The sequence below is a fragment of the Hymenobacter guriensis genome (assembly GCF_015773195.1).
GTDB classification, from domain to species: domain Bacteria; phylum Bacteroidota; class Bacteroidia; order Cytophagales; family Hymenobacteraceae; genus Hymenobacter; species Hymenobacter guriensis.
The window spans coordinates 140,168-159,410 of sequence record NZ_JADWYK010000010.1; the positions used below are offsets into that span (position 1 = coordinate 140,168).

General features: G+C 59.8%; 16 protein-coding genes. 2 read left to right on the forward strand and 14 right to left on the reverse strand.

The genetic code is table 11. The features are described from left to right. The first annotated feature begins 45 nt into the window (after nucleotides 1-45). Both I5L79_RS16110 and I5L79_RS16115 read left to right on the forward strand, forming a co-directional pair. Nucleotides 46-1,269, forward strand: a complete 1,224-nt coding sequence (locus tag I5L79_RS16110) for an XdhC family protein (protein ID WP_196956095.1) — start codon at nucleotides 46-48, stop codon at nucleotides 1,267-1,269. A gap of 92 nt (nucleotides 1,270-1,361) precedes the next feature. After that, nucleotides 1,362-2,342 (forward strand): aldo/keto reductase, encoded by a 981-nt coding sequence (locus I5L79_RS16115; RefSeq protein WP_196956096.1) that lies wholly within the window; start codon nucleotides 1,362-1,364, stop codon nucleotides 2,340-2,342. Between the two features lie 197 nt (nucleotides 2,343-2,539). Here I5L79_RS16115 and I5L79_RS16120 read toward each other — a convergent pair whose 3' ends face one another. From I5L79_RS16120 to I5L79_RS16185, 14 genes are all read right to left on the reverse strand, one after another. Further along, on the reverse strand, nucleotides 2,540-3,370 hold the full coding sequence (locus I5L79_RS16120) for an NAD-dependent epimerase/dehydratase family protein (RefSeq protein WP_196956097.1): 831 nt from the start codon (nucleotides 3,368-3,370) through the stop codon (nucleotides 2,540-2,542). Between the two features lie 73 nt (nucleotides 3,371-3,443). Beyond that, complete coding sequence (locus tag I5L79_RS16125; protein ID WP_317191389.1) at nucleotides 3,444-4,148, reverse strand: helix-turn-helix domain-containing protein; 705 nt, start codon at nucleotides 4,146-4,148, stop codon at nucleotides 3,444-3,446. Nucleotides 4,149-4,499: 351 nt separating this feature from the next. After that, a complete protein-coding gene (locus I5L79_RS16130; protein WP_231403147.1) occupies nucleotides 4,500-5,138 on the reverse strand; it encodes a flavodoxin in 639 nt (212 codons plus the stop codon). A gap of 30 nt (nucleotides 5,139-5,168) precedes the next feature. Next, on the reverse strand, nucleotides 5,169-6,254 hold the full coding sequence (locus tag I5L79_RS16135) for an alpha/beta hydrolase (protein ID WP_231403148.1): 1,086 nt from the start codon (nucleotides 6,252-6,254) through the stop codon (nucleotides 5,169-5,171). A 150-nt stretch (nucleotides 6,255-6,404) separates the two neighbouring features. Then, on the reverse strand, nucleotides 6,405-7,433 hold the full coding sequence (locus tag I5L79_RS16140; RefSeq protein WP_196956099.1) for an alpha/beta hydrolase: 1,029 nt from the start codon (nucleotides 7,431-7,433) through the stop codon (nucleotides 6,405-6,407). A gap of 55 nt (nucleotides 7,434-7,488) precedes the next feature. Further along, nucleotides 7,489-8,484 (reverse strand): alpha/beta hydrolase, encoded by a 996-nt coding sequence (locus tag I5L79_RS16145; RefSeq protein WP_231403149.1) that lies wholly within the window; start codon nucleotides 8,482-8,484, stop codon nucleotides 7,489-7,491. A gap of 873 nt (nucleotides 8,485-9,357) precedes the next feature. After that, nucleotides 9,358-12,057, reverse strand: a complete 2,700-nt coding sequence (locus I5L79_RS16150) for a TonB-dependent receptor (protein WP_196956101.1) — start codon at nucleotides 12,055-12,057, stop codon at nucleotides 9,358-9,360. 69 nt (nucleotides 12,058-12,126) lie between these two features. Then, entirely contained in the window at nucleotides 12,127-12,486 is a 360-nt protein-coding gene (locus I5L79_RS16155; protein WP_231403150.1) for a winged helix-turn-helix domain-containing protein, read from the reverse strand. Nucleotides 12,487-12,802: 316 nt separating this feature from the next. Next, on the reverse strand, nucleotides 12,803-13,444 hold the full coding sequence (locus I5L79_RS16160) for an NAD(P)H-binding protein (protein ID WP_196956102.1): 642 nt from the start codon (nucleotides 13,442-13,444) through the stop codon (nucleotides 12,803-12,805). Nucleotides 13,445-13,493: 49 nt separating this feature from the next. Beyond that, on the reverse strand, nucleotides 13,494-14,000 hold the full coding sequence (locus I5L79_RS16165; RefSeq protein WP_196956103.1) for a nuclear transport factor 2 family protein: 507 nt from the start codon (nucleotides 13,998-14,000) through the stop codon (nucleotides 13,494-13,496). Between the two features lie 241 nt (nucleotides 14,001-14,241). Next, entirely contained in the window at nucleotides 14,242-14,913 is a 672-nt protein-coding gene (locus I5L79_RS16170) for a hypothetical protein (RefSeq protein WP_196956104.1), read from the reverse strand. A 46-nt stretch (nucleotides 14,914-14,959) separates the two neighbouring features. Then, complete coding sequence (locus I5L79_RS16175; RefSeq protein WP_196956105.1) at nucleotides 14,960-15,430, reverse strand: (2Fe-2S)-binding protein; 471 nt, start codon at nucleotides 15,428-15,430, stop codon at nucleotides 14,960-14,962. A 33-nt stretch (nucleotides 15,431-15,463) separates the two neighbouring features. Continuing rightward, nucleotides 15,464-17,725 (reverse strand): xanthine dehydrogenase family protein molybdopterin-binding subunit, encoded by a 2,262-nt coding sequence (locus tag I5L79_RS16180; RefSeq protein ID WP_196956106.1) that lies wholly within the window; start codon nucleotides 17,723-17,725, stop codon nucleotides 15,464-15,466. Between the two features lie 99 nt (nucleotides 17,726-17,824). Next, nucleotides 17,825-19,057, reverse strand: a complete 1,233-nt coding sequence (locus tag I5L79_RS16185; protein ID WP_196956107.1) for a PQQ-dependent sugar dehydrogenase — start codon at nucleotides 19,055-19,057, stop codon at nucleotides 17,825-17,827. Nucleotides 19,058-19,243: the final 186 nt, after the last annotated feature.

The following is a 19,243-nucleotide window of genomic DNA, read 5'->3' on the forward strand; positions in this document are numbered from 1 at the left end:
ACGCCAGTTTATCGGGTGCTGCGCTGCTGTGCCCCATATTCTGCTATGACCGAACTCCAACGCCTGCTTGCCGCCTACGACGCCTGTCGTGCCGCTGGCCGCGCCTGTGCCCTGGCCACCGTGGTGGAAGTGGAAGGCTCGGCCTACCGCCGCCCGGGGGCCCGCATGCTCGTCACCGACGACGGGCAGCTGACGGGCGCCATCAGCGGCGGCTGCCTGGAAGGCGACGCCCGGCAGCGGGCCCGCCAGGCCCTGCAGCGCCGCCAGCCGGCCCTGGTGACCTACGATACCAGCGACGAGGACGACCCGCGCCACGGACTCGGCCCCGGCTGCCAGGGCGTGGTGCGCATCCTGTTGGAGCCGCTGGATTTTCAGGACCCCGACAACCCGTTGGAGCTGCTGCGCGGCTTTGCCCGGCACCCCGAGCCGGCCGTGCTGGCCACGGTGATTCGACTCGCTGCCGGCCAGGCCATCGCCGACCTGGGCCACCGCTTGCTGCTGATGCCCAATGGACTGCTGCGGGGCTCGGCCCTGGATAACCCCGCCCTCGCGGCTCAGCTGCGCAAAGATGCCGACCAGGCCCTGGCGCAGGACCAGTCGCTGATTCGCGAGTACGCCACCTTACCCGATGGCCTTGCCCGGGTGTTTTTGGAAGTGCTGCGCCCGCCGCTGCGCCTGTGCGTGTACGGCGCCGGCAACGACGCCCAGCCGCTCGTGCGCCTCGCCGCCTCGCTCGGCTGGCACGTCACGGTGGTCGACGGCCGACCGCGCCAGGCAGCGCCGGAACGATTCCCCGAGGCTGCGGCGGTGCGCGTGGTGCCCTTGGGGGAAGTGCCTGAACAGCCGCTTGGTGCCGACTACGCCGTGCTGCTCACCCACAACTACGCCTACGATTTGGCCGTGCTGCAGCGCCTGCTCGATGCCCCTACTCCGTACATCGGCCTGCTCGGGCCACGCACCAAAGCCACGCGCCTGCTGGAAGAACTTACGCAGGTAGAGCCCGATGCCGAAGCGCGGCTCGAAGGGCGCCTGCACAGCCCCGTGGGCCTTAACCTGGGTGCGGAAACGCCGGAGGAAATCGCCCTCTCGATTACGGCCGAAATCCAGGCGGTGCGGCAGGGACGCGCCGGCGGTATGCTGCGCCTTTCCGATGACCCCATCCACGCCCGCCCGACGCACGTGGGCGCGACCGAAGGGAAGGCACCCTCCGCCGAAGCCAAGCCGCGCTACCGCCACGTCGTGGTGACGGAGCCCAGCTGTGCGGTGTAATACCCCATCGCGGCATTATCCGTCTCAAGGCGAAAGCGGTTGGGTTCGGCCCGTATGCGCCCGTCTTTTTTACATTTTTCAATTAGCACACGATGGAAAAGCGAAAAATAGGCTCTAATGGCCTGGAAGTATCTGCCCTCGGACTGGGCTGCATGGGCCTAAGCTTCGGCTTCGGCTCGGTAACGCCGACCGACGAAGCCATTAACCTGATTCGGACCGCCGTCGACCGGGGCGTGACCTTGTTTGATACGGCCGAGGCCTACGGGGAGCTCAACGAAACGCTGGTGGGCCAGGCCCTGGCGCCGGTGCGCGAACAGGTGGTCATCGCCACCAAGTTCGGCTTCAAAAACGGCGCTCCGGCGCAAGGCATGGACAGCCGGCCCGAGCGCATCCGCCAGGTCGTGGAGCAGTCGCTCCAGCGGATGAAGACCGACTACATTGACTTGTTGTACCAGCACCGGGTGGACCCCAATGTACCGATGGCCGACGTGGCCGGCGCCGTGAAAGACCTGATTCAGGAAGGCAAGGTGAAATACTTTGGCCTTTCCGAAGCCGGCGTGGACGCCATTCGCAGTGCGCACGCGGTGCAGCCGGTATCCGCCCTGCAAAGTGAGTACTCCCTGTGGTGGCGCGAGCCCGAGCAAAGCGTGCTGCCCACGCTGGAAGAACTCGGCATCGGCTTTGTGCCCTTCAGCCCGCTGGGCAAGGGCTTCCTCACGGGTAAGATTGATGAGCATACCAAGTTCGACAAAACCGACTTCCGCAACACGGTGCCCCGCTTCTCGGAAGAGAACCGCAAGGCCAACCAGGCCCTCGTGGACTTGCTAGGCACCATTGCCACCGACAAGCAGGCGACCCCGGCCCAGATTGCCCTGGCCTGGCTGCTGGCCCAGAAGCCCTGGATAGCGCCCATTCCCGGCACCAGCAAATTACACCGGCTCGAGGAAAACATTGGCGGCGCCGCCGTGCAGCTCACACCCGACGACTTGCAGCGTATTGAGGAAGCCGTGACCCAGGTGGAAATCCAGGGCGACCGCTACAATGCGCAGTCGCAGCAAGCCATCAACCGCTAACCAGGCACTAATGCTCCGGGAGTTCCCTTACCGCCCTGGCTACCGGCTCGCGTCGTAGTTGGGGCGGCTTTGTTACACTCCCCTGCCCCACTGGTCCTCGCCTCAAACCCGTACATAACCCTCGGCAAGTCCGGGTTGGGGGTGACGTTTCGGTTGTTCTCTTGGCGTTGCCTGAAGGCAGTTATCGGCTTCTTATATCACATCAGCTTCTCCTGCACCGCCTGATGGACGGTTCGGACTACTGGCTGGAAGCCGAGGCTGCGCGCCAGCGAACTGTCGCTGAGCAGGTACCAGGGATTTGTTAGGGGCTCGGCCGACGATTCCAGTTGCCCACCGACCAGTTGCGCCAACTCGTAAATTGAAGTCGGGGCCTCATCGGCAATATTTACAATGCGGTCGTCCATCACCCCTGTCAATGCTAAGTGCATGGCTGTGGCGATGTCGCGGTGGTGGATGGTACTCATGCGCATGGCGGGATGCCATTTGCCTGCTAGGGCATACTTGGGCAAGTCTTCCAGGTGGCCGTCCCCGTCGCCGTACACGAAGGGAAAGCGCAGCACGGCCCACGTGAGGCCGCTTTCGCGCAGCTCCTGCTCAGCCGCCACCTTACTGGCCGGGTACGCTTGCTGCGGCGCCACGGCGTCATCTTCCCGGCCGGGGCGCCCCTGGTCTGCGGGGTAGACATTGCTGGTGCTCGCCATAATGAAGCGGGCCGCCGGGGCCTGGTCTTTCACGGCGGCGATGAGGGCCCGGGTGCCTTCCAAGTTGCTCTTCCAAATCAGCTCGGTGTCCGGCGTGCGGAACACCGCCGCCAAGTGAATGATATCGGATACCCCCTGCACCGCTTCGGCAAGCGCAACCGGGTCGAACAGGTCGCCCACGACCGCCGGCACGCCGGTTGGGACGTCCTTTTCGTGGCGCACCAGCACGCGACAGTCCAGGCCTGCTTCTACCAGCCGCCGCAGTAGTCGTGCCCCTACCAGACCAGTTACACCGGTCACAAGTATTTTATTCGATTGTGTGCTCATCGTTCAAGTTCTTGATTGTGGGCACAAAGCTCGGAAGTCAGTTGGCGGCAGCGTTGGACGAAAACCGCTAACGTCAGGACAAATCCCGAAAGAAGGTCGCAACGGTTTTGCCCGTGACTTTCTTAAACAGCCGCGAGAAATACGCCGGGTCGTTAAAGCCCAGCTCATACGCCAGTTCCTTCACCGAAGACCGCTGCTGATAATACAGGCGCCGCTTTGCCTCCAACATGAGGCGGTTGGTCAGGAACTCCTTCGGCGAAAGGCCGGCGTACTGCTTCACGAGCTGATATAAACCATCCGTGCTGACGGCCAGGTCTTCAGCAATGCGCTCAATGGTAGGGTGCTCCGTAAGGTTGTCTTCGACGAATAGCTGGAATTCCAGGAACTTCGCCAGCCGGTCATCCGCGGGCTGTTTATCAACCGCAAAATAGGCGGCGTTCATTTCAGTCAGCAGGCTGTTGAGCTGGGCCAGAATGAGCTCGGGATGGGTCTCCGGGGTGCGCAGCAAGCCCAGCAGAAGCTCAAAAATGGTGCGGAGCCGGGCCGCAGCCGCGGCATCAAACCGTATTTTTTGCCGGTGGAGCGGGTTGAGCAGGAAGGCATAGTGGCGGGGCAGCAGGGCCAGACATGCTTCCGGCAAGCCTAACTTATAGTACGTGTTTCCGTGCAAGCTCGCCGACAGCTGTCGAATTTGGTGCGGCAGCGAGAATACCACTTCATGCGTCTTAACCTCAATTTTTTCTAAGTCAACCTCAAACTCGGTAGAGCCCTCCCACACGAAAAGAAAGAAGTAGTAGGTTAAGTGATGCGGCAGGCTATAAGACGCAGCAGCTTCTGGGGACAAGTGACCAAATCCAGGCGCCACAAGTCGGATAGGCAGGCTGTCGTTCTGGCTGAAACCACTAGGCAACGAATCGCGGCTTTCCATAAGTGAGCACTAGGTTAGATACTATGCTGGTCGAACGTTCAGCGCTGGGCTGCGTAGAGCAGCGGCAGTTCGCCAGTCAGTAAAGAGGAGATAGACGCTAAAAGTAGCCAACCGACTTGCTCCGTGAAAGCTATTTTAAAACCAAGCTTTTAACCAAAACTATCTTACTTCGTTATTGTAGAGAGTTACCTAGGCCTGTATTTATTCCTCCTTATCCACCAGCTTGATTCTTTTCAGCCAGGCCCTTATCTCATTCTGAACCCGCTTTTCCTTTTCTCCCTCCATCACGAAAAGCACCCCGTCCCGTTCTATGCCGCCTCGGGTGGAAAACCCTTCCAGCACGGTACTCTTCGGAGCCAGAGCCTTGACCGTTTCCATGCTACTGCCCACTCCGTAGCCCGCATTGGTGTTGAAGGGCACAACGGTTTTCCCACTCAGGTCATACTGCTTCAGAAAGCTCTTCATGGGCGGCGGGAGCTGCATGCCCCAGGTTGGGAAGCCGACGAAGACGACGTCGTACTGCTCCATGTTGGCAATCCTGGTGCGCAAGGGCGGCAAAAAGCCGGTTTCATTCTCCCGGGCCACCTGTTGCACGGTGGTTTGGTAGTTGGCGGGGTAAGGCGTTTCCAGTTCCAGCGCTACCAGCGTACCGCCTATCTCTTTGTGAATGATGCCTGCCACCGCCTTCGTGTTGTTGGTGCGCGACAGATACACAATCAGGGCCTTTTTAATAGGGATGTTTCCCGGCGTCGCCGGTGGAATGTCCTGGGCATTGGAGCAGCCGGACAAAAAGAGCACCGCGGCCATCACCAGCCAGGAGATTGAGATTTTATTCTTCATGTGTTTATCTTAAAGAGTTAAGGGTATACCTCAATCCAAGTTCTTGCTCTTGAGGAACCCAGAGAGATGGTCCGCGATTTGAAGGTTATTCAGGTCCGACATCGGAAAGTGGGTGTTGCCTTTAATCCCTATTTCAGGAAAGTGAACCACCGTTACATCCCCCCCGTGACGGTTGACCGCATCCCGCCATTGCCTGGCCATTGCCAGCCGGAACCGCCAGCCGTCGGCACCCGGATTGGGGGAGGGCTTTTCGGGGATGTTATCGCCGTAGTAAATGATGATGGGAATTTTCGTGAGCTTCATAAACTCCGCCATCGGCACGCCCACTGCTTCCAGGGTCCCGCCGGAGCTAGGCATTGGGGCCGGCACTTCCCCTTCCGGAAACAGGAAGCCACTGCCCGGCTCGTAAGAGGCGATGGCTTTCACATTGGGGCTGTTGACGGCCGTCAGCCACCCCATGCCCCCGGAATGCGAGTGGGTCACCAGAATGGCCGGCCCAATCTTCGTGAACAGGGCGGAAGCCGCGGCCGTCATCACCGGGATGTCAATGGGCCCGATGCTGGGGACCATGGAGCGGAAGTACTGGTTCAGCGTCGCCGAGTCGCGGGCAAACTGTACGCCTTCGAAATAGGTGGGCCAGACACCCACGCGGAAGACATCATACCACTGCTGTTCGTCCGGGGTCGGGGTAATGGTGGCCGCGACCGTGCTGCGGCTGGCATTGCCCCGGCGGGGCTGGTCGAGCAGGTACACCCCGAAACGGCGGCGCAGGAAGATGTTCTGAAAGCCTTCCCGGCCGTCGGGCGTGGTTTCCCAGGTTTTAGAAAACTGCCCGATGCCGTGCCACATCACCAAGGGAAACTGGCGGGCTTTTGCCGGCACCTGGTAGAAAACGTACGCGTGGTCTCCGCGCAGGGTCTGCCCGGCGGGGGTGGGCTTATAGGGGTCAAACGTGCCCGGGTTGGTAACGACCGTCCCCCCAACGGCGAAGCTGCCCTGCTGCTGAATCACCATCGGCCCGCCGCTTTCTTTTAGGGGAGCGCAGGCCGTACTGAACACTGCTGCCGCAATGGATAGAAGGCGTAGCTTCTGGCTTATTTTCCTCGATGTCGTCATAAACAAGTCGTTAAGTTCAGCGGCAAACGTTGTGGTAAAATGAGTGTTGGTGCTTCGCAGCCATCCCTAGCCCCTTCTCCCTGGCTAGGCAGAGGACTTCTTGTCCAGCCCTCATGTCATTCATCGCGAACGCGTTTATTTTCCTGCTGGCTAGTTCTTTATATGCTTTTTCCAAAACCTGATGGCCTCCTCCATCCAGCCTTCGGCATCGGTACCTTTCCCGGTCCCAAAACCATGGCCGGCGGTGAGGTACCGGCGGTATACGACTTCCACGCCCGCTGCTTTTAAGCTCTCCACTCTTCTTTCCACCGTTTTGACACTGGCAATGCCGTCGTTGGCGGCCACCGTGATAAACGTAGGGGGAAAGGCGGCGGAATAGGTGGATTGGCCGGTATAAGCGATAACGGCAGTAGCCGGTTTGGGTAAACTGCCCCCGCCAAACGCCGCCACCCCGCTCAAGGCAATGTTGCCTGCCATCCGGGCGCCGGCAGAGCCGCCCCACAGGGAATAATCCCGGGTGCTTACCCCTAGTTTTTCGGCATTCCGGAAGATGTAGGCGATGGCGGCCGCCAAATCTTCGGTGGCGCTTTGCTCGCTGCCTATCCGGTACCGGATGACAAAGGCATTCAGGTTGCTGCTGCTTATCTGCTGGGCCAGCGGAAAGCCTTCGTGTAAGGAGCCCACGTAACTGAATCCGCCGCCCGGACAGACGATGGCAAACGGGGCCCCGGGGGTTCCCCGGTAAAAGAACAGACCGGTTTGCTGCTTGGAAGCGTCCTGCTGCTTTTGCTGGGCGGAGTAAAAATCATAGAAAATGGTTTTCCCGCCGCTGGCTTCATCAATCAGGTGATTTACCGCCGACAGCACCACCTCCGGACGCACGTGCCCATGGTAGGGCATGAGTGACCCCACCTTGGCAAGCCGGGTCGCATAGTATGGGGAATTGTCATCCCAGGGCAAAAGCTTGTCGCCAAAGCCGGTAAAAGCAGGATGGTCAACTATGTCCCGCACCAGATTCTCCGCTGTCAAATGCGTGCTCATGGCCTTGCTACTGGGTGTGTTCGTTCGCGTGGGAGGTAACGCATCGACGGGTTGATTCTGCCCGGAACAATTGCCGGTGAGCAGAAAGCCGAGCAGCAGGGCTGCGTTGCCCACCAGCCTTTTGAGTTTCTTTACCATATTCCTCGAACAGTTCTGTCGTGCCGAACCACTGGGTCGTGTTCCACGACCTAGCTTATAGCGTCTTGCCGAAGAAACCGACCGCCTTGGCTACGGCCTGATTCACGTACTCCGGCTTCCAGTAGCTCTGAATGTGCGTGGCGCCCTCGATGATGAACAGTTCCTTGTCTTTGGCGTTGGTTGCTTTGGCAAACGCCTCGTCCGTCATGTATTTGGTGTCGGCCTTGCTCCCCGCCATCATCAACAGGGGCTGATTAAGTAGCTCCAGGCCCGCGGTGGCATCCCACGTCATTAGGTCGAGCAGGCTGCTGGTGGTATAGAGAAAGGTGGAGTTGGGATGCGCGTGAGTGCGGTAATAGTACTCGTAGCCTTCCCGGTATAGGTCGGTGGGGGTTCTGGCGATTTCGGCATCGGTAATGCTGGCCACCCCACTATACAGGATTTTACCCCCCGCGGCTTCCTGCGCCCGGGCCGCCGCGGCTTTCTGCAGGCGCGGCTGAATGGTGGCGACGTCCGAATTCTGAAAGCCATTGCGTCGCACCTCGCCGGAATTGAACATGCTCAGGGTGGCAACGGCTTTGAAGCGTTTGTCGGATTGCGCGGTTTTCAGCGTGTACCCGCCGCCGCCACAAATGCCCAATGCACCTAAGCGGTTGGCATCGACTCCGGCGTACTGCGTGATAAAGTCCGCCATGCCCCGAATGTCTTCCGTGCGGGCGGCCGGCTTATCCGTATGCCGGGGCTCGCCGCCGCTGGCGCCCTGGTAGGCGGCGTCGGCCGCAATGGTGATGTACCCCGCCTCGGCCAACCGCTGCGCATACAAGCCCGCCGTCTGCTCTTTGATGCCCCCGTTGGGGTGCGCCACCACCACGGCCGGATAGGTCTTGGACGCGTCGTAGTTGGCCGGGGTGTACACATTCGCCGCGATAGCGATGCCGTTCAGCTTATAGCTCACCGGATGGATATTCACTTTACCCTTTACATTTTCGGTAATCGCATCCCCGTAGACCAGGCCGAACGGGTTGCTTGATTTGGTTGGAGCGGAAGACATCAGGCCGGTTGCCATACTCGCGGCTACAAGAATAAACGTTGTCTTTTTCATTTTTATGGGCATTAGTGCCTCGTGCCTTGCGGAGACGGGCCGGAGCCGAAGCACCGGCCGCTGCAGACCAGGCCCGATACGTCGAGCCTATTGGTGCTCGGCCTTCGCAATGGCGGGTCGAGTGCTGGTTAAAAAGGAAGTACTCCCCCTGCTTTCGCGCTCACGGACGGTTGGTGAGCGCGAACGCGGTTGCCAACGAACCGCGCCAACTGCCAACCCGGCTAGGTCTCACACGCATGGATTATGCAGTGTCAAGCACCTGCGTGGAGCCGGGTACTACCGGCAGCAAGGAGTAACACAAAGGTCCTGAATACCAATCCGGTAGTTAAACACGAATCAAACGAAAGAGTATAATTATCAAACAGGCGCCGGTCCAGCACAGAACGCCCATTTCCCCTCCCCACAGAAAGAGCCTTCTTAAAGCAGCGGGGGATAAAATTATTCTATGGTCCAACCGGGCTGCTTCCAATGGCCTTTGCAACTTGCAGAAACCATTAGGCATACTAGAAACACCCGCAGCACGAGCAGCCGCTCGCCCTTGTTGAGCTGCGGTGGCTCTTGCGCCGCAAGAGCTTACTGAGCAGGTAACGCAGGATGAAGCAGGTTTTAATAAGCCGCCCGTAGCGCAGCTAACGACGGACGCATCATGTAATCCTGTTCCCGCTACGATACCCTTACACGGCCAGACGGGATTCACCCAGAGGTACTGCCCGGAACGAGCGGCAGGAGCCGTGCCAGGTTTTTGGCTTGGCGTAGCGGATATATACCCGCTACAGGTAATCCGGAAGGGAGTAACTAGTGCCGAGGCCGCCAGTGAATGGTTTATAGCCCGTACGCTACCGTTAGGTAATACAAGCCGCCTACGCTCGGCCCGCCTAGATAAGACACGTAGTAGTCGTTGAGCACGTTACTGGCACCCAGCTTCAGGCGCACCTGCGCGGCGGGGATGTGGTAGCTGAGCTGCGCGTCGAGTGATTCATAGGCCGGAACGGTGCCCACCACCAGAAACGTCTGGGAGAAGTAGCGGCTTTGGTGGCGGTAGTTAAGGCCGAAGCCGAAGTTGCCCGCCACGTTGTCGTTGGCCACGCTCAGGTTGTAAACCCAGCGCGGGGTGTTGAAGCCATCTTCCAGCCCGTCGCCGTTCTCGGTGCGGCGCAGGCGGGTGTAGGTGGTGTTGGCCCCCAGCAGGAAGCCGCGGCCCACCTCGTAGCGCACTCCGACCGAGCCGCCGTAGTTGGTCACCCGGCTCTGCGAGTTGGTCCAGAGGCGGTAGCGGGCCTGGCCCCGGACCCCGCCGGCGGGCGCGGTGGTCGTGTTCAGGGCCGTGGCGATGGTGTTAAGGTCGGTGCCGGTGTTGAGGGCCACGCCGGTGCTGGTCTGGGGCACATATGCCTCCACTTGGGCGATGAAGTCGCGGTAGGCGTTATAGTAAAAGTCGACGTCCACCAGCAGCCGGCCCTGGGGCAGAAAGACCGCCTTGTAGCCGGCCTCCAGCGAGCGGATATATTCCGGTTTGATGTACGTATAGGGGTTCTTCACTAGGGTACTCTGGTTGGCCAGCACGGCCGCTGCCCGCTTCTGGGCCGTGGTTTGCGACGACGTGTTGGCGTTGATGGCGGCCGTGACAGCCGTGTTGAACGCGTCGATGCTGGTGCGCAGGTAGCTGTTCTCGAATACGCCGTCCGACATCACCCGCAGCCCGCCGATGCGCTTCACCTGCCCGCTGTTCACATTAGAGAATCCCTCAAACAAACTTGGAAAGCGATAGCCGCTTTGGTAGCTCAGCCGGAAGTTTTGCTGCTGGGTGGGCGAGAACACAGCCGTAAAGCGCGGGTTGAGCTTCACGTCGAAGTAGTCATTTTTGTCCACCCGCAACGTGGCGGTTAGGCGCAGCTTTTCCGCCAAAAAGCGGCCGCCGGCCTGCAGAAAGCCGCCGGTTTTGGCGTAGGTCAAGTTGTCGGCCAGCGGGTCCTGCCCTTTCTCTGGGTTGATGAAGTAGTTGCCGTCGGGTACCACCTCATAGGTACGGTGGTCAGCCCCGGCCAGCGCATCCAGGTTGGTCGGCAGCTGGCCGCCGTGACGCCGCCAGGCTTCGGCCAGGTTCACCTGGGCCTCGACGTGCAGCAGGTCAGCTTGCACGCGCAGGGCCGCGCCCTGGTCCCAGTTGTTAATGTCCTGCAGCTCACTCAGCCGCTGGTTAAAGGGCGGCGTGCCGGGTTGTAGACGGCCGGCATCGGCTACGGTGCGGGCACTGGCGTGGGCCTGAGCCACCGTCTGCCCCGCCGCCACGGCTGCGTTCCAGGCCGAGGTATACTGGCTGTTCCAGGCCGCGTCGGGCTGGAAGCTACGGTCCAGGTTCTCGCCCATGGAGCGCAGATTATAGCTCTTGCCCGTGTTTTCCTGGGTAAGGTAGGCGCGGGCCTGCACCACGGGCGTGGTCAGGGTCAGCGCGTGCTGCTGCAGGCGGTATCCCTGCAGACGGAAACGGTTCGAGCGCTGGTACACGTTGTCGAAGCCGGCCACGCGGTAAGTATAGGCCAACTCCACGTCGGGCTTGAAGCGGTAGTGCAGGGCTGCGTCGGCTTTCAGGCTTTTAACGGTGTAATTCACCAGGTCACGCTCGTCGTAGCCGGTGCGGGCCACCACGTACTGCCGCCCACCGAGGGTGAGTGTGCTGCGGTTCGAGGACTCAGTGCCGTAGCGGTTGACCGGGTCCAAGGCGGGATTCTCAGCGTCAAACAGGCCGGTGGTGGCGTTGCCATTCGGGAACAGGTCGGTCTGGTCACCTGCCACCCAGTCGTAGGCACGCAGGTAAGTCCCATTGACCTTGAAGGCCAGCTTCTCGGCTACCAACACGTGAGCGTAGCGCAGGCTGGTTTCCGAGTACAGGTTTTCTGACGAGCTGCCCAGCCCCAGGGACCGCACGTTGGAGTCGTTAAGGTGATTGATTCCCGTTTGCTGGCGCACGCTCAGCCCCTCGGTGTTGAACGGGTTCTTGGTCTGAAAATTGGCCAGCCCGTTGATGGCATTAAGCCCGTAAAGGGCCGCAGCCGTGCCGGGCACTACTTCCACGCGCTGAATATCCAGGTCACTTGGGCCCAGCATGTTGCCGATGGGTCCACCAATATGCGGGGCTTGGTTGTCCACCCCGTCCACGAGCTGCGCGAAGCGCACGTTGGTCGTGTTGGTGAACCCCCGGGCGTTGATGACTTTGAAGCCCAAACTGGTCGAGAGGACCTGCACGCCTTTCAGATGCTCGATAGCGTCAAAAAACGAGGGGGCGGGTGAGAGCCGGATGGCGCGGGCGCTGAGCTTCTCGACCGTCACCGGCGACTGTAAAAAGCTCTCCTCGACCCGCGAGGCCGATACCACCACTTCCTTTAGCTCGGAGTGCAACGAGTCGGGTGCTGTCGCAGCAGGCCGGGCCTGCCCCTGCGCCGACAGCTTGGGGCTAGCTAGAAGCACAAGCCCGCTGGTGACCAGCCACCAAAAGCCCACCTGGGAATGTAGGGGTTTAAGCATGTGGCAAACGGTTATATTCTGTCAAATATAACGATGACCCTCACTCGGATTAATCTTCTTTTATGCCGGCTAAGAATACAGCCGGGCGGTTTCGTCGGCCAGAAAAGCGGCGAACCGGGCGTGCATGGCCCGGAACTCGGACATCACCTGCTCCCCGGCGGGGGTGAGCGTAGCGCCCCCTCCACGCTTGCCGCCCGTCTGGGTCTGCACCAAGGGCATGCGTGCCTGGGCGTTCATGGAAGCCACGAGGTCCCAGGCGCGCTTGTAGGACATGTTCATAGCTTGAGCCGCCTGCGAGATGGAGCCCAGAGCAGCAATGTCCTCCAGCAGCTGCAGGCGCCCAATGCCCATAAACCGGTCGTTGGGGCTTTGCAGCCACAGTCGGCCGTCGAATCGGAACGGCACGCCGGCCAGCAGCAATTCTTTCATACAGCAATCAACTAGGGTGCGACAGTAGGCGGAGGGCGAAAGGCAAAATAGCGGGTTTTATGGTTACCCATCCTCCCAATGACTTTTCGTTGTGATGTCGCGGTTACCCCCGGGTAACTGCGTGCGTAATTACCAGCTGTTCAAGCTCGGAGAATCCATCTCACCAGGTTACCGTTTGCTTCACCCGCGAGCGGTGGCCAGGGCGACTCTCGTACTGTCGAGGCTCCAAGCCGGCCGGCATCGGTAAGCATCTCTGCTTTTTTGTCTGGTTTGTTGGGGTACTGAGAAGTGGCACTTGGCCCTTACAGCGCTTCGGTTAATAAAAGGAAGGCTTGTCCCAGTCGGTATTCGGCTCGCTCACGCCTAAGCTTTTCTTGACAAAGCGGTCATCCGGTGCCGTGACGATGTCGACGATAAGCTGGGCGACTGCCTGCCGGGTCACCTGGGCCCCGACAAAGGGCTTCCCTTTCTGGGTGAGCATGTACGCGGTATTACCGGCTTGATTATACAGCCAAGTCAGGCGTAGAATCGTGTAGTCGAAGGCCTCGTTCTCAAAAACACGGGTGGCCTCCGCTACTTGGCGTATCCGGCTGGCACCCACCATGCGCGTGTTCCACTTGCCGAAATTGCCGGGTACTTCGTCGTAAATGCCCAGGATGGAGGTATCGATGACCTTTTTCACGCCCGCCGCTTGGATGGCCGCAGCAATGCGTTGCTTGGCATCCGTATCGCCCGCGGCGGTGATGTACACGACATCGACCCCCTGCAGGTGCTTGATTAGGGCCTCGACATCCTGAAAGTCTCCGTTCACCAACCGTACCCGCTCCTGGGCAGTGCCCTTCAGGCGCGTGGTGGCCTTGCGCGCATATAAAATCAGGTCCGCGTCGGTCTGGCGAAGTAAACTCTCGGTGGCCATGCGGGCGATTTGACCGGCGGCTCCCAGAATCATAACGGTCATAAATAGCTTATTAACTGCTGATTAACTCACCCAAACAGGTCGTAATGGATTAGCGTTGCGCCGGGGACGCACTAGCGGGCGCATTCAACTTGACGGGCCGGGCCAGGTGGGAGAAGGTGAGCGAGCCCAGCTTCCATTGGCCCTCCTCTTTGAGGTATACCTCCGTCACCATAAAGGGATTGATGACCTCCTTGCCGCCGACCACGGCCACCAGGTCAATATCATTTAGCAGGATGGCCGTGCTGTCAAACATGTTCACGGAAGCGGCATAGACTTCGGCTTTCTTATACCAAATCATGCCCCCTTTGATGACGCTGAGCTCCTGGTCTTTCCCCCAGCTGCCGCCCATGTGCACAAAGACGGAGTTGTCTTTAAAAAGCCCGTTTAAAGCCGCTACATCCTTATCGGCCATCCACGCCCATTTGGTTTTGGACAGGGCCAGAACTTCCTGCTCCTCTTTGGTAGTGGTGGTGGCGGAGACCGGCAGTTTAGCCTGCGCCAGGGTTAGCTGCAGGCCGGTGAAAAGCAGGCTCACGGTCAGAAAAAGCGTTTTCATAAGATTCAGGGTTCGTGCCGGAAGGTAAACTGATTGAATGCGAGGCAGTATGGCTACTCTGCCCTAGGTTGGCAGGACATGCCCGACTGCGGCAGATTGGCTTCGTAAAGGTCCGGCCGTTTCCAGGCGGCGGAAAAAGCTAATCAAACGAGTTAGTATACTTTTCAAACACTTCCGGTCGGACAGCGCCTTCGTTGGGCTCGGCTGCTAACATCGGATTAGAAGCCAGCAGTAGCTTTTATCAAGGAGCTGGCGCAACGGCGCCCTTTTCCAGCCAAGTCGTCCAGGCTTTTTTAAACTCGGCATGGCTCATGGGGGGCAGCGTACGCCCTTCCCCGGGATGCCAGCCGGCCAGTACGAGTGTATCATCGGCGTGTTCCAGCAACTCCTTCATGGACTTGCGGCCGTTTTGCTTGGGGTCCACCAACTGTTTGGCCAATTGGTTAGGGGTGCGGCCCTGGAAAACCATCTTCATGTTCGCGGGCGGCAGATGCCATTCCGGGTTGCCGGGCGGGGTGTGCCGGCCGGGGGTGTTGGTGGCCTGATGGCAGTTGCCGCACTTCATGGCGAACACGCCTTTGCCATCCACGCCGCGCTGGGGAAGCATGGTATGCAAGTGGCTGTCGTCGCCCTGCAGCGGGACGTTCCCCGCCGGGTGGCAGTTCAGGCAGCGGGGGCTCATCAGCACTTTATAGACTTTGCCAAAGGCCTCCACTGATTCGGCACGGTCCTGCGCGGTCCTTGCCGGTCTCGGGCTGCCGGTGCGTAACGGCGTTTCCCTGCCCCCCGTGCGCGCCCTTTCACCGCTGGAAACCGTGGTGACGGCGGTGGTGATGAAAATAATGAACGACAGGGCCGCCCCTATTTTCAGGAGAGAAGAAGTACGGGGGTTAGGTGCAGGATGGGGTTTCATAGAAGAGAGTCAACACAACGGTGTAGGAAGGCCGATTCAGAGGCTATCAGCCATTGCCGGCTTTGCGCTGCGAGGTAGCGGCCAACCGAATAGCCTCCCGTACCCGCAGGTAGGTACCGCAGCGGCAAATGTTGCCGGCCATGGCCGCATCGATGTCCGCGTCCGTCGGATTCTTGTTTTCCCGGAGCAGTACCGCGGCGGACATAATCTGCCCCGACTGGCAGTAGCCACACTGCGCCACGTCCAGTTCCAGCCAGGCTTTTTGCACGGGGTGGTCCGCCTTTTCTGCCAGCCCTTCAATCGTCACTACTTTTTGCCCGACGGCCCGGCTCACTTTGGTCACACAAGAACGAACCGCCTCCCCGTTCAGGTGCACCGTACAAGCCCCGCATTGCGCGACGCCGCAGCCGTATTTCGTTCCTACCAGGCCCAGCGTATCCCGCAGCACCCAGAGCAAAGGGGTATCCGGGTCGACGTCTACGTGGTAGGCTTTTTTGTTGATGGTTAGGTTAAGCATGGCCGGAATAGGAAAGTAGGAGAAGCCGGAAGATTAAAGAGCCGTCGTATTAGTCAGTTGGGGACCGAAAGGCTGTTGATAGAAACGTTTGCCCGCTGCTTTGTACAAGGCATTGGCCACCGCCCCAAAAACCGGCGGGAATGGCGGCTCGCCCAAGCCGGTCGGGTCGATGTTATTCTGCACGAAATGAACGTCAATCTTTTTCGGGGCCTCGTGCATTCGGATGAGCCGGTAGTTATAGAAGTTCCTTTGTTCGACGGCCCCATTCTTCAGCGTCAGCCCCCCGTAAAAGGCATTCCCAATCCCGTCGATTACGGCGCCCTGCACCATGTTCGCCGCCGCATCCGGATTTATCACGATGCCGCAATCAATGGCGCTGAAGACCCTTTCCACGTAGGGCTGCCCGTCTCGCATCACCATGTCCACCACGTGGGCCGCGTAAGAGTTATGGCAGAAGTAAGCGGCTACCCCTCGGCTGTATTTCTGGTTTGCCGCCTGGTTCCAGCCGGACTTATCGCGCACCAACTTTAGTACCTCGGCGTAGCGGTCGGCATCATACTCATTGTTTTTGCCGACCGGATTTTCCTTGGCTCGTTTCAGCAGCTCCAACCGAAACTCAATCGGGTCTTTGCCCATGGCCTCCGCCAACTCATCCAGGAAGGATTGCTCAGCCGCCGCGTTGAAGTTGGAGCGCGGCGCCCGGAACGCTCCAATCGTGACGTTGGACGGTATCTCCCATCCTTCGGCCAGATAGTTATCGACCGCGCCGGCCGGAAACCGGTTGGCATGAATCGGATGCTCCGGAATACCACCGCCCTTCACGTGGAAGGCAATCAGGTTCTTATTCGCGTCCAGGGCGGCCCGATAGGTCGCCGTATACAGGGGGCGGTAAATTCCGTAGGTCATGTCATCCTCGCGGGTGTAGACCAGCTTGACCGGAGCTTTTACTTTTTTGGATATCAGGGCCGCTTCGGTCAGGTAATGCCCATAGGCCCGGCGCCCGAAGCCGCCGCCCATCCGGGTCATCTGAATTTCTATTTTGTCGGCGGGCAGGTTCAAGACCTTGGCCAGCGTGGGTTCCGTCCACCCCGGAGCCTGCAGCGGGCCGACCAACAAGGCCTTCTCCTCCGTGACATGGGCGAAGAAGTTTATGGGCTCCATGCAGTTATGGGCCAGAAACGGGGCATTATAGGTGCGCTCAATCACCTGGGCGGCATTTTTAAACACCGTTTCCGGGTCACCATCCTTGCGGAGCTGCTCGGCCGGCTTAGCCGCGTATTCCTTCATTTTTTGCAGCTGGGCGTCCGTGCTTTCCAGCTCGCCCGGTACAACGACCTCTCTTTTCTGGCCCCAGCCGCCTATGATGTCCTTGATATCACCGGCCGGCTCCCACTGCACGTTCAGTTTTTTGCGGGCCTGCATCACCTGCCACGTGGTTTTGCCCACGACCACCAGCAACTCGTTGAAGGTGCGGGTGTCGAATCCGCCCTGCTCAAAGCCCTCCTCGTATAGTTTTTGACGGAAAATATCCGTGATGCCCGGCATGCGCAAGGCCTCGGCAGCATCGAAGGATTTGAGCTTCAGGCCAAAGGCCGGCGGATGCTCCACCATGGCAATCAGCATCCCCGGCTGCTGGTAGTCCAAGCCAAACAGGGGCTTGCCGGAAACGATTTTCAGGCCTTCCACATTCTTTTTAGACCGGCTGACGACCGTGAAATCCTTGGCTTCTTTCAGCTTCACGCCTTTGGGAATCGGCAGGCCAGCGGCCTTGGCGGCAAAACTGCCGTAGGTGCCGGATTTACGGCTTTTCCCGTGGTACAGCATACCGGCTTTGGTGGTCACTTCCTCCACCGGCACCCCCCAGGCCTGGGCGGCGGCGTCCCGCAACATCTGGCGGGCCGCGGCTCCCGCTTCGCGCAGCGGTTTCCAGTACATCCGCACGGAATTGCTGCCCCCGGTAAACTGGGGCCCTAATTTCACGCTGTCGTGGGGACCCATCTCCACCACGATTTTCTGCCAGTCTGCGTCCAGCTCTTCGGCAATAATCATGGGCAGCGAGGTCATCACGTTTTGCCCAAATTCCGGATTCGGGTTCAGGATGGTGATGACGTTATCGGGGGTGATTTTTACATACCCGTTGATTTCAACCCATTTTCCAGTCGGGACCGGCTCTTCTTCCCGGCCAGCCGGGGTGAAGGCTGATAACCACGTAAAACTGATCATCAGTCCTCCCCCGGCCAGGGCAGAAGATTTCAGGAATGACCGCCTGCTCATGGATGTTTTTGGAGTTGTCATCACTGAAATTTTCCTTAAAAATGAATTGACTGATAGCTGCCGCGAAGACGCTGGACGTTTAGAATGGGGGTACAGCGCCTACAATATAGCGCCCTCTGGTTAGGGTCGGTCTATTCGATACAGACGGCCTTGGTCGGTGATGGCATACAAGGCGCCATCGGTCCCCTGCGTGATGTCGCGGAAGCGTTGCCCTTCGCTGGCCAGCAGCCGCTCTTCGCCCACCACCCGGTTGTTGTCGATAACCAGGCGCACGATGTGCTGGCCGCTGAGGGCGCCGATGAACAGGTTGTTCTGCCATTCGGCGATGCGGTTGCCCGCGTAAAAGGTCATGCCGCTGGGGGACACCACCGGGTCCCAGTAGTAGACGGGTTGCTCCATGCCCTGTTGCTGCTGGATGCCGCTCAACACGGGCTGACCACTGTACTCAAGGCCGTAGGTAATCGTCGGCCAGCCATAATTAGCCCCCGGCTGAGGGCGGTTGAGCTCGTCGCCGCCCCGGGGGCCGTGCTCGCTTTGCCAGATATCTCCCGTCACTGGATGAATAGCCAAGCCTTGCGGGTTGCGGTGGCCAATGGAGTACAGTTCGGAACGGGCGCCCGCCTGCGTAAACACGGGATTGCCAGGGGCCGGCTGCCCGTCTTTCGTGATGCGGATAACCTTTCCCAGGGCCGCCGTAACGGATTGCGCCTGGGCCCGGGTGGCGTTATCGGCCCGTTCGCCGGTGCTCACTACCAGGTTACCCGACCGGTCGAACACCACGCGGCCGCCGTAATGATTCACACCGGCGTAGGCGGGCTCGGCCCGGTAAATCACGGTGGCCGCCTCGATGGTCCGTTCATCCGTCGCTAAGCGTCCCTTGCCGATGGCCGTCAGGTTGCCGCCCGGGCGGGCTTCCGAGAAGGACCAGTACACCATCCGGTTGGTGGCAAAATCCGGGTCGATACACAAGCCCAGCAGCCCGCCCTGCCCGGAGGCATTGACCGCAGGCAGGCCCGTGATGGGTGCGCTGACCACGCCGGCTGGCGTAACGATGCGCAGCTGGCCGGCTTTTTGGGTTATCAGCAAGCAGCCATCGGGCAAACTTGCCACGCCCCACGGGTTGGTCAGCGAGGACGTGACGATGGCCGCCCGGTAGCTGCTGGCCGGGGTCGTGACGCCACTAACCCGGGTTTGGCCCGTAAAGGCGGGACGATAATTGGCATTGGGCGCATTGGTTTCCACCGGGGACGTGGGAGTAACCGGCGGGGTAGGCGTCGCACCATCATCTCCTCCGCGCGAACACGACAGCAGGGCGAGCGAAGAACCAAAGGCGAAAAGCAGGCGCTGTTTCATGTTAGGGCTTAAAGGTGGTTGAATGGTCTATTTCCCGGCTTAGCTATCCCATACCTAGTGTAATAGCCGGCTGTTATTAAGCGCCCGTCCTATAAGCATGCTTCATCTATGGTACTTCTCCGTTACCCTTTTTAACCAGACGGTTTTGCCTTTTTTGGTAGGGACAGTGGCCAGATAAGGAAAGGT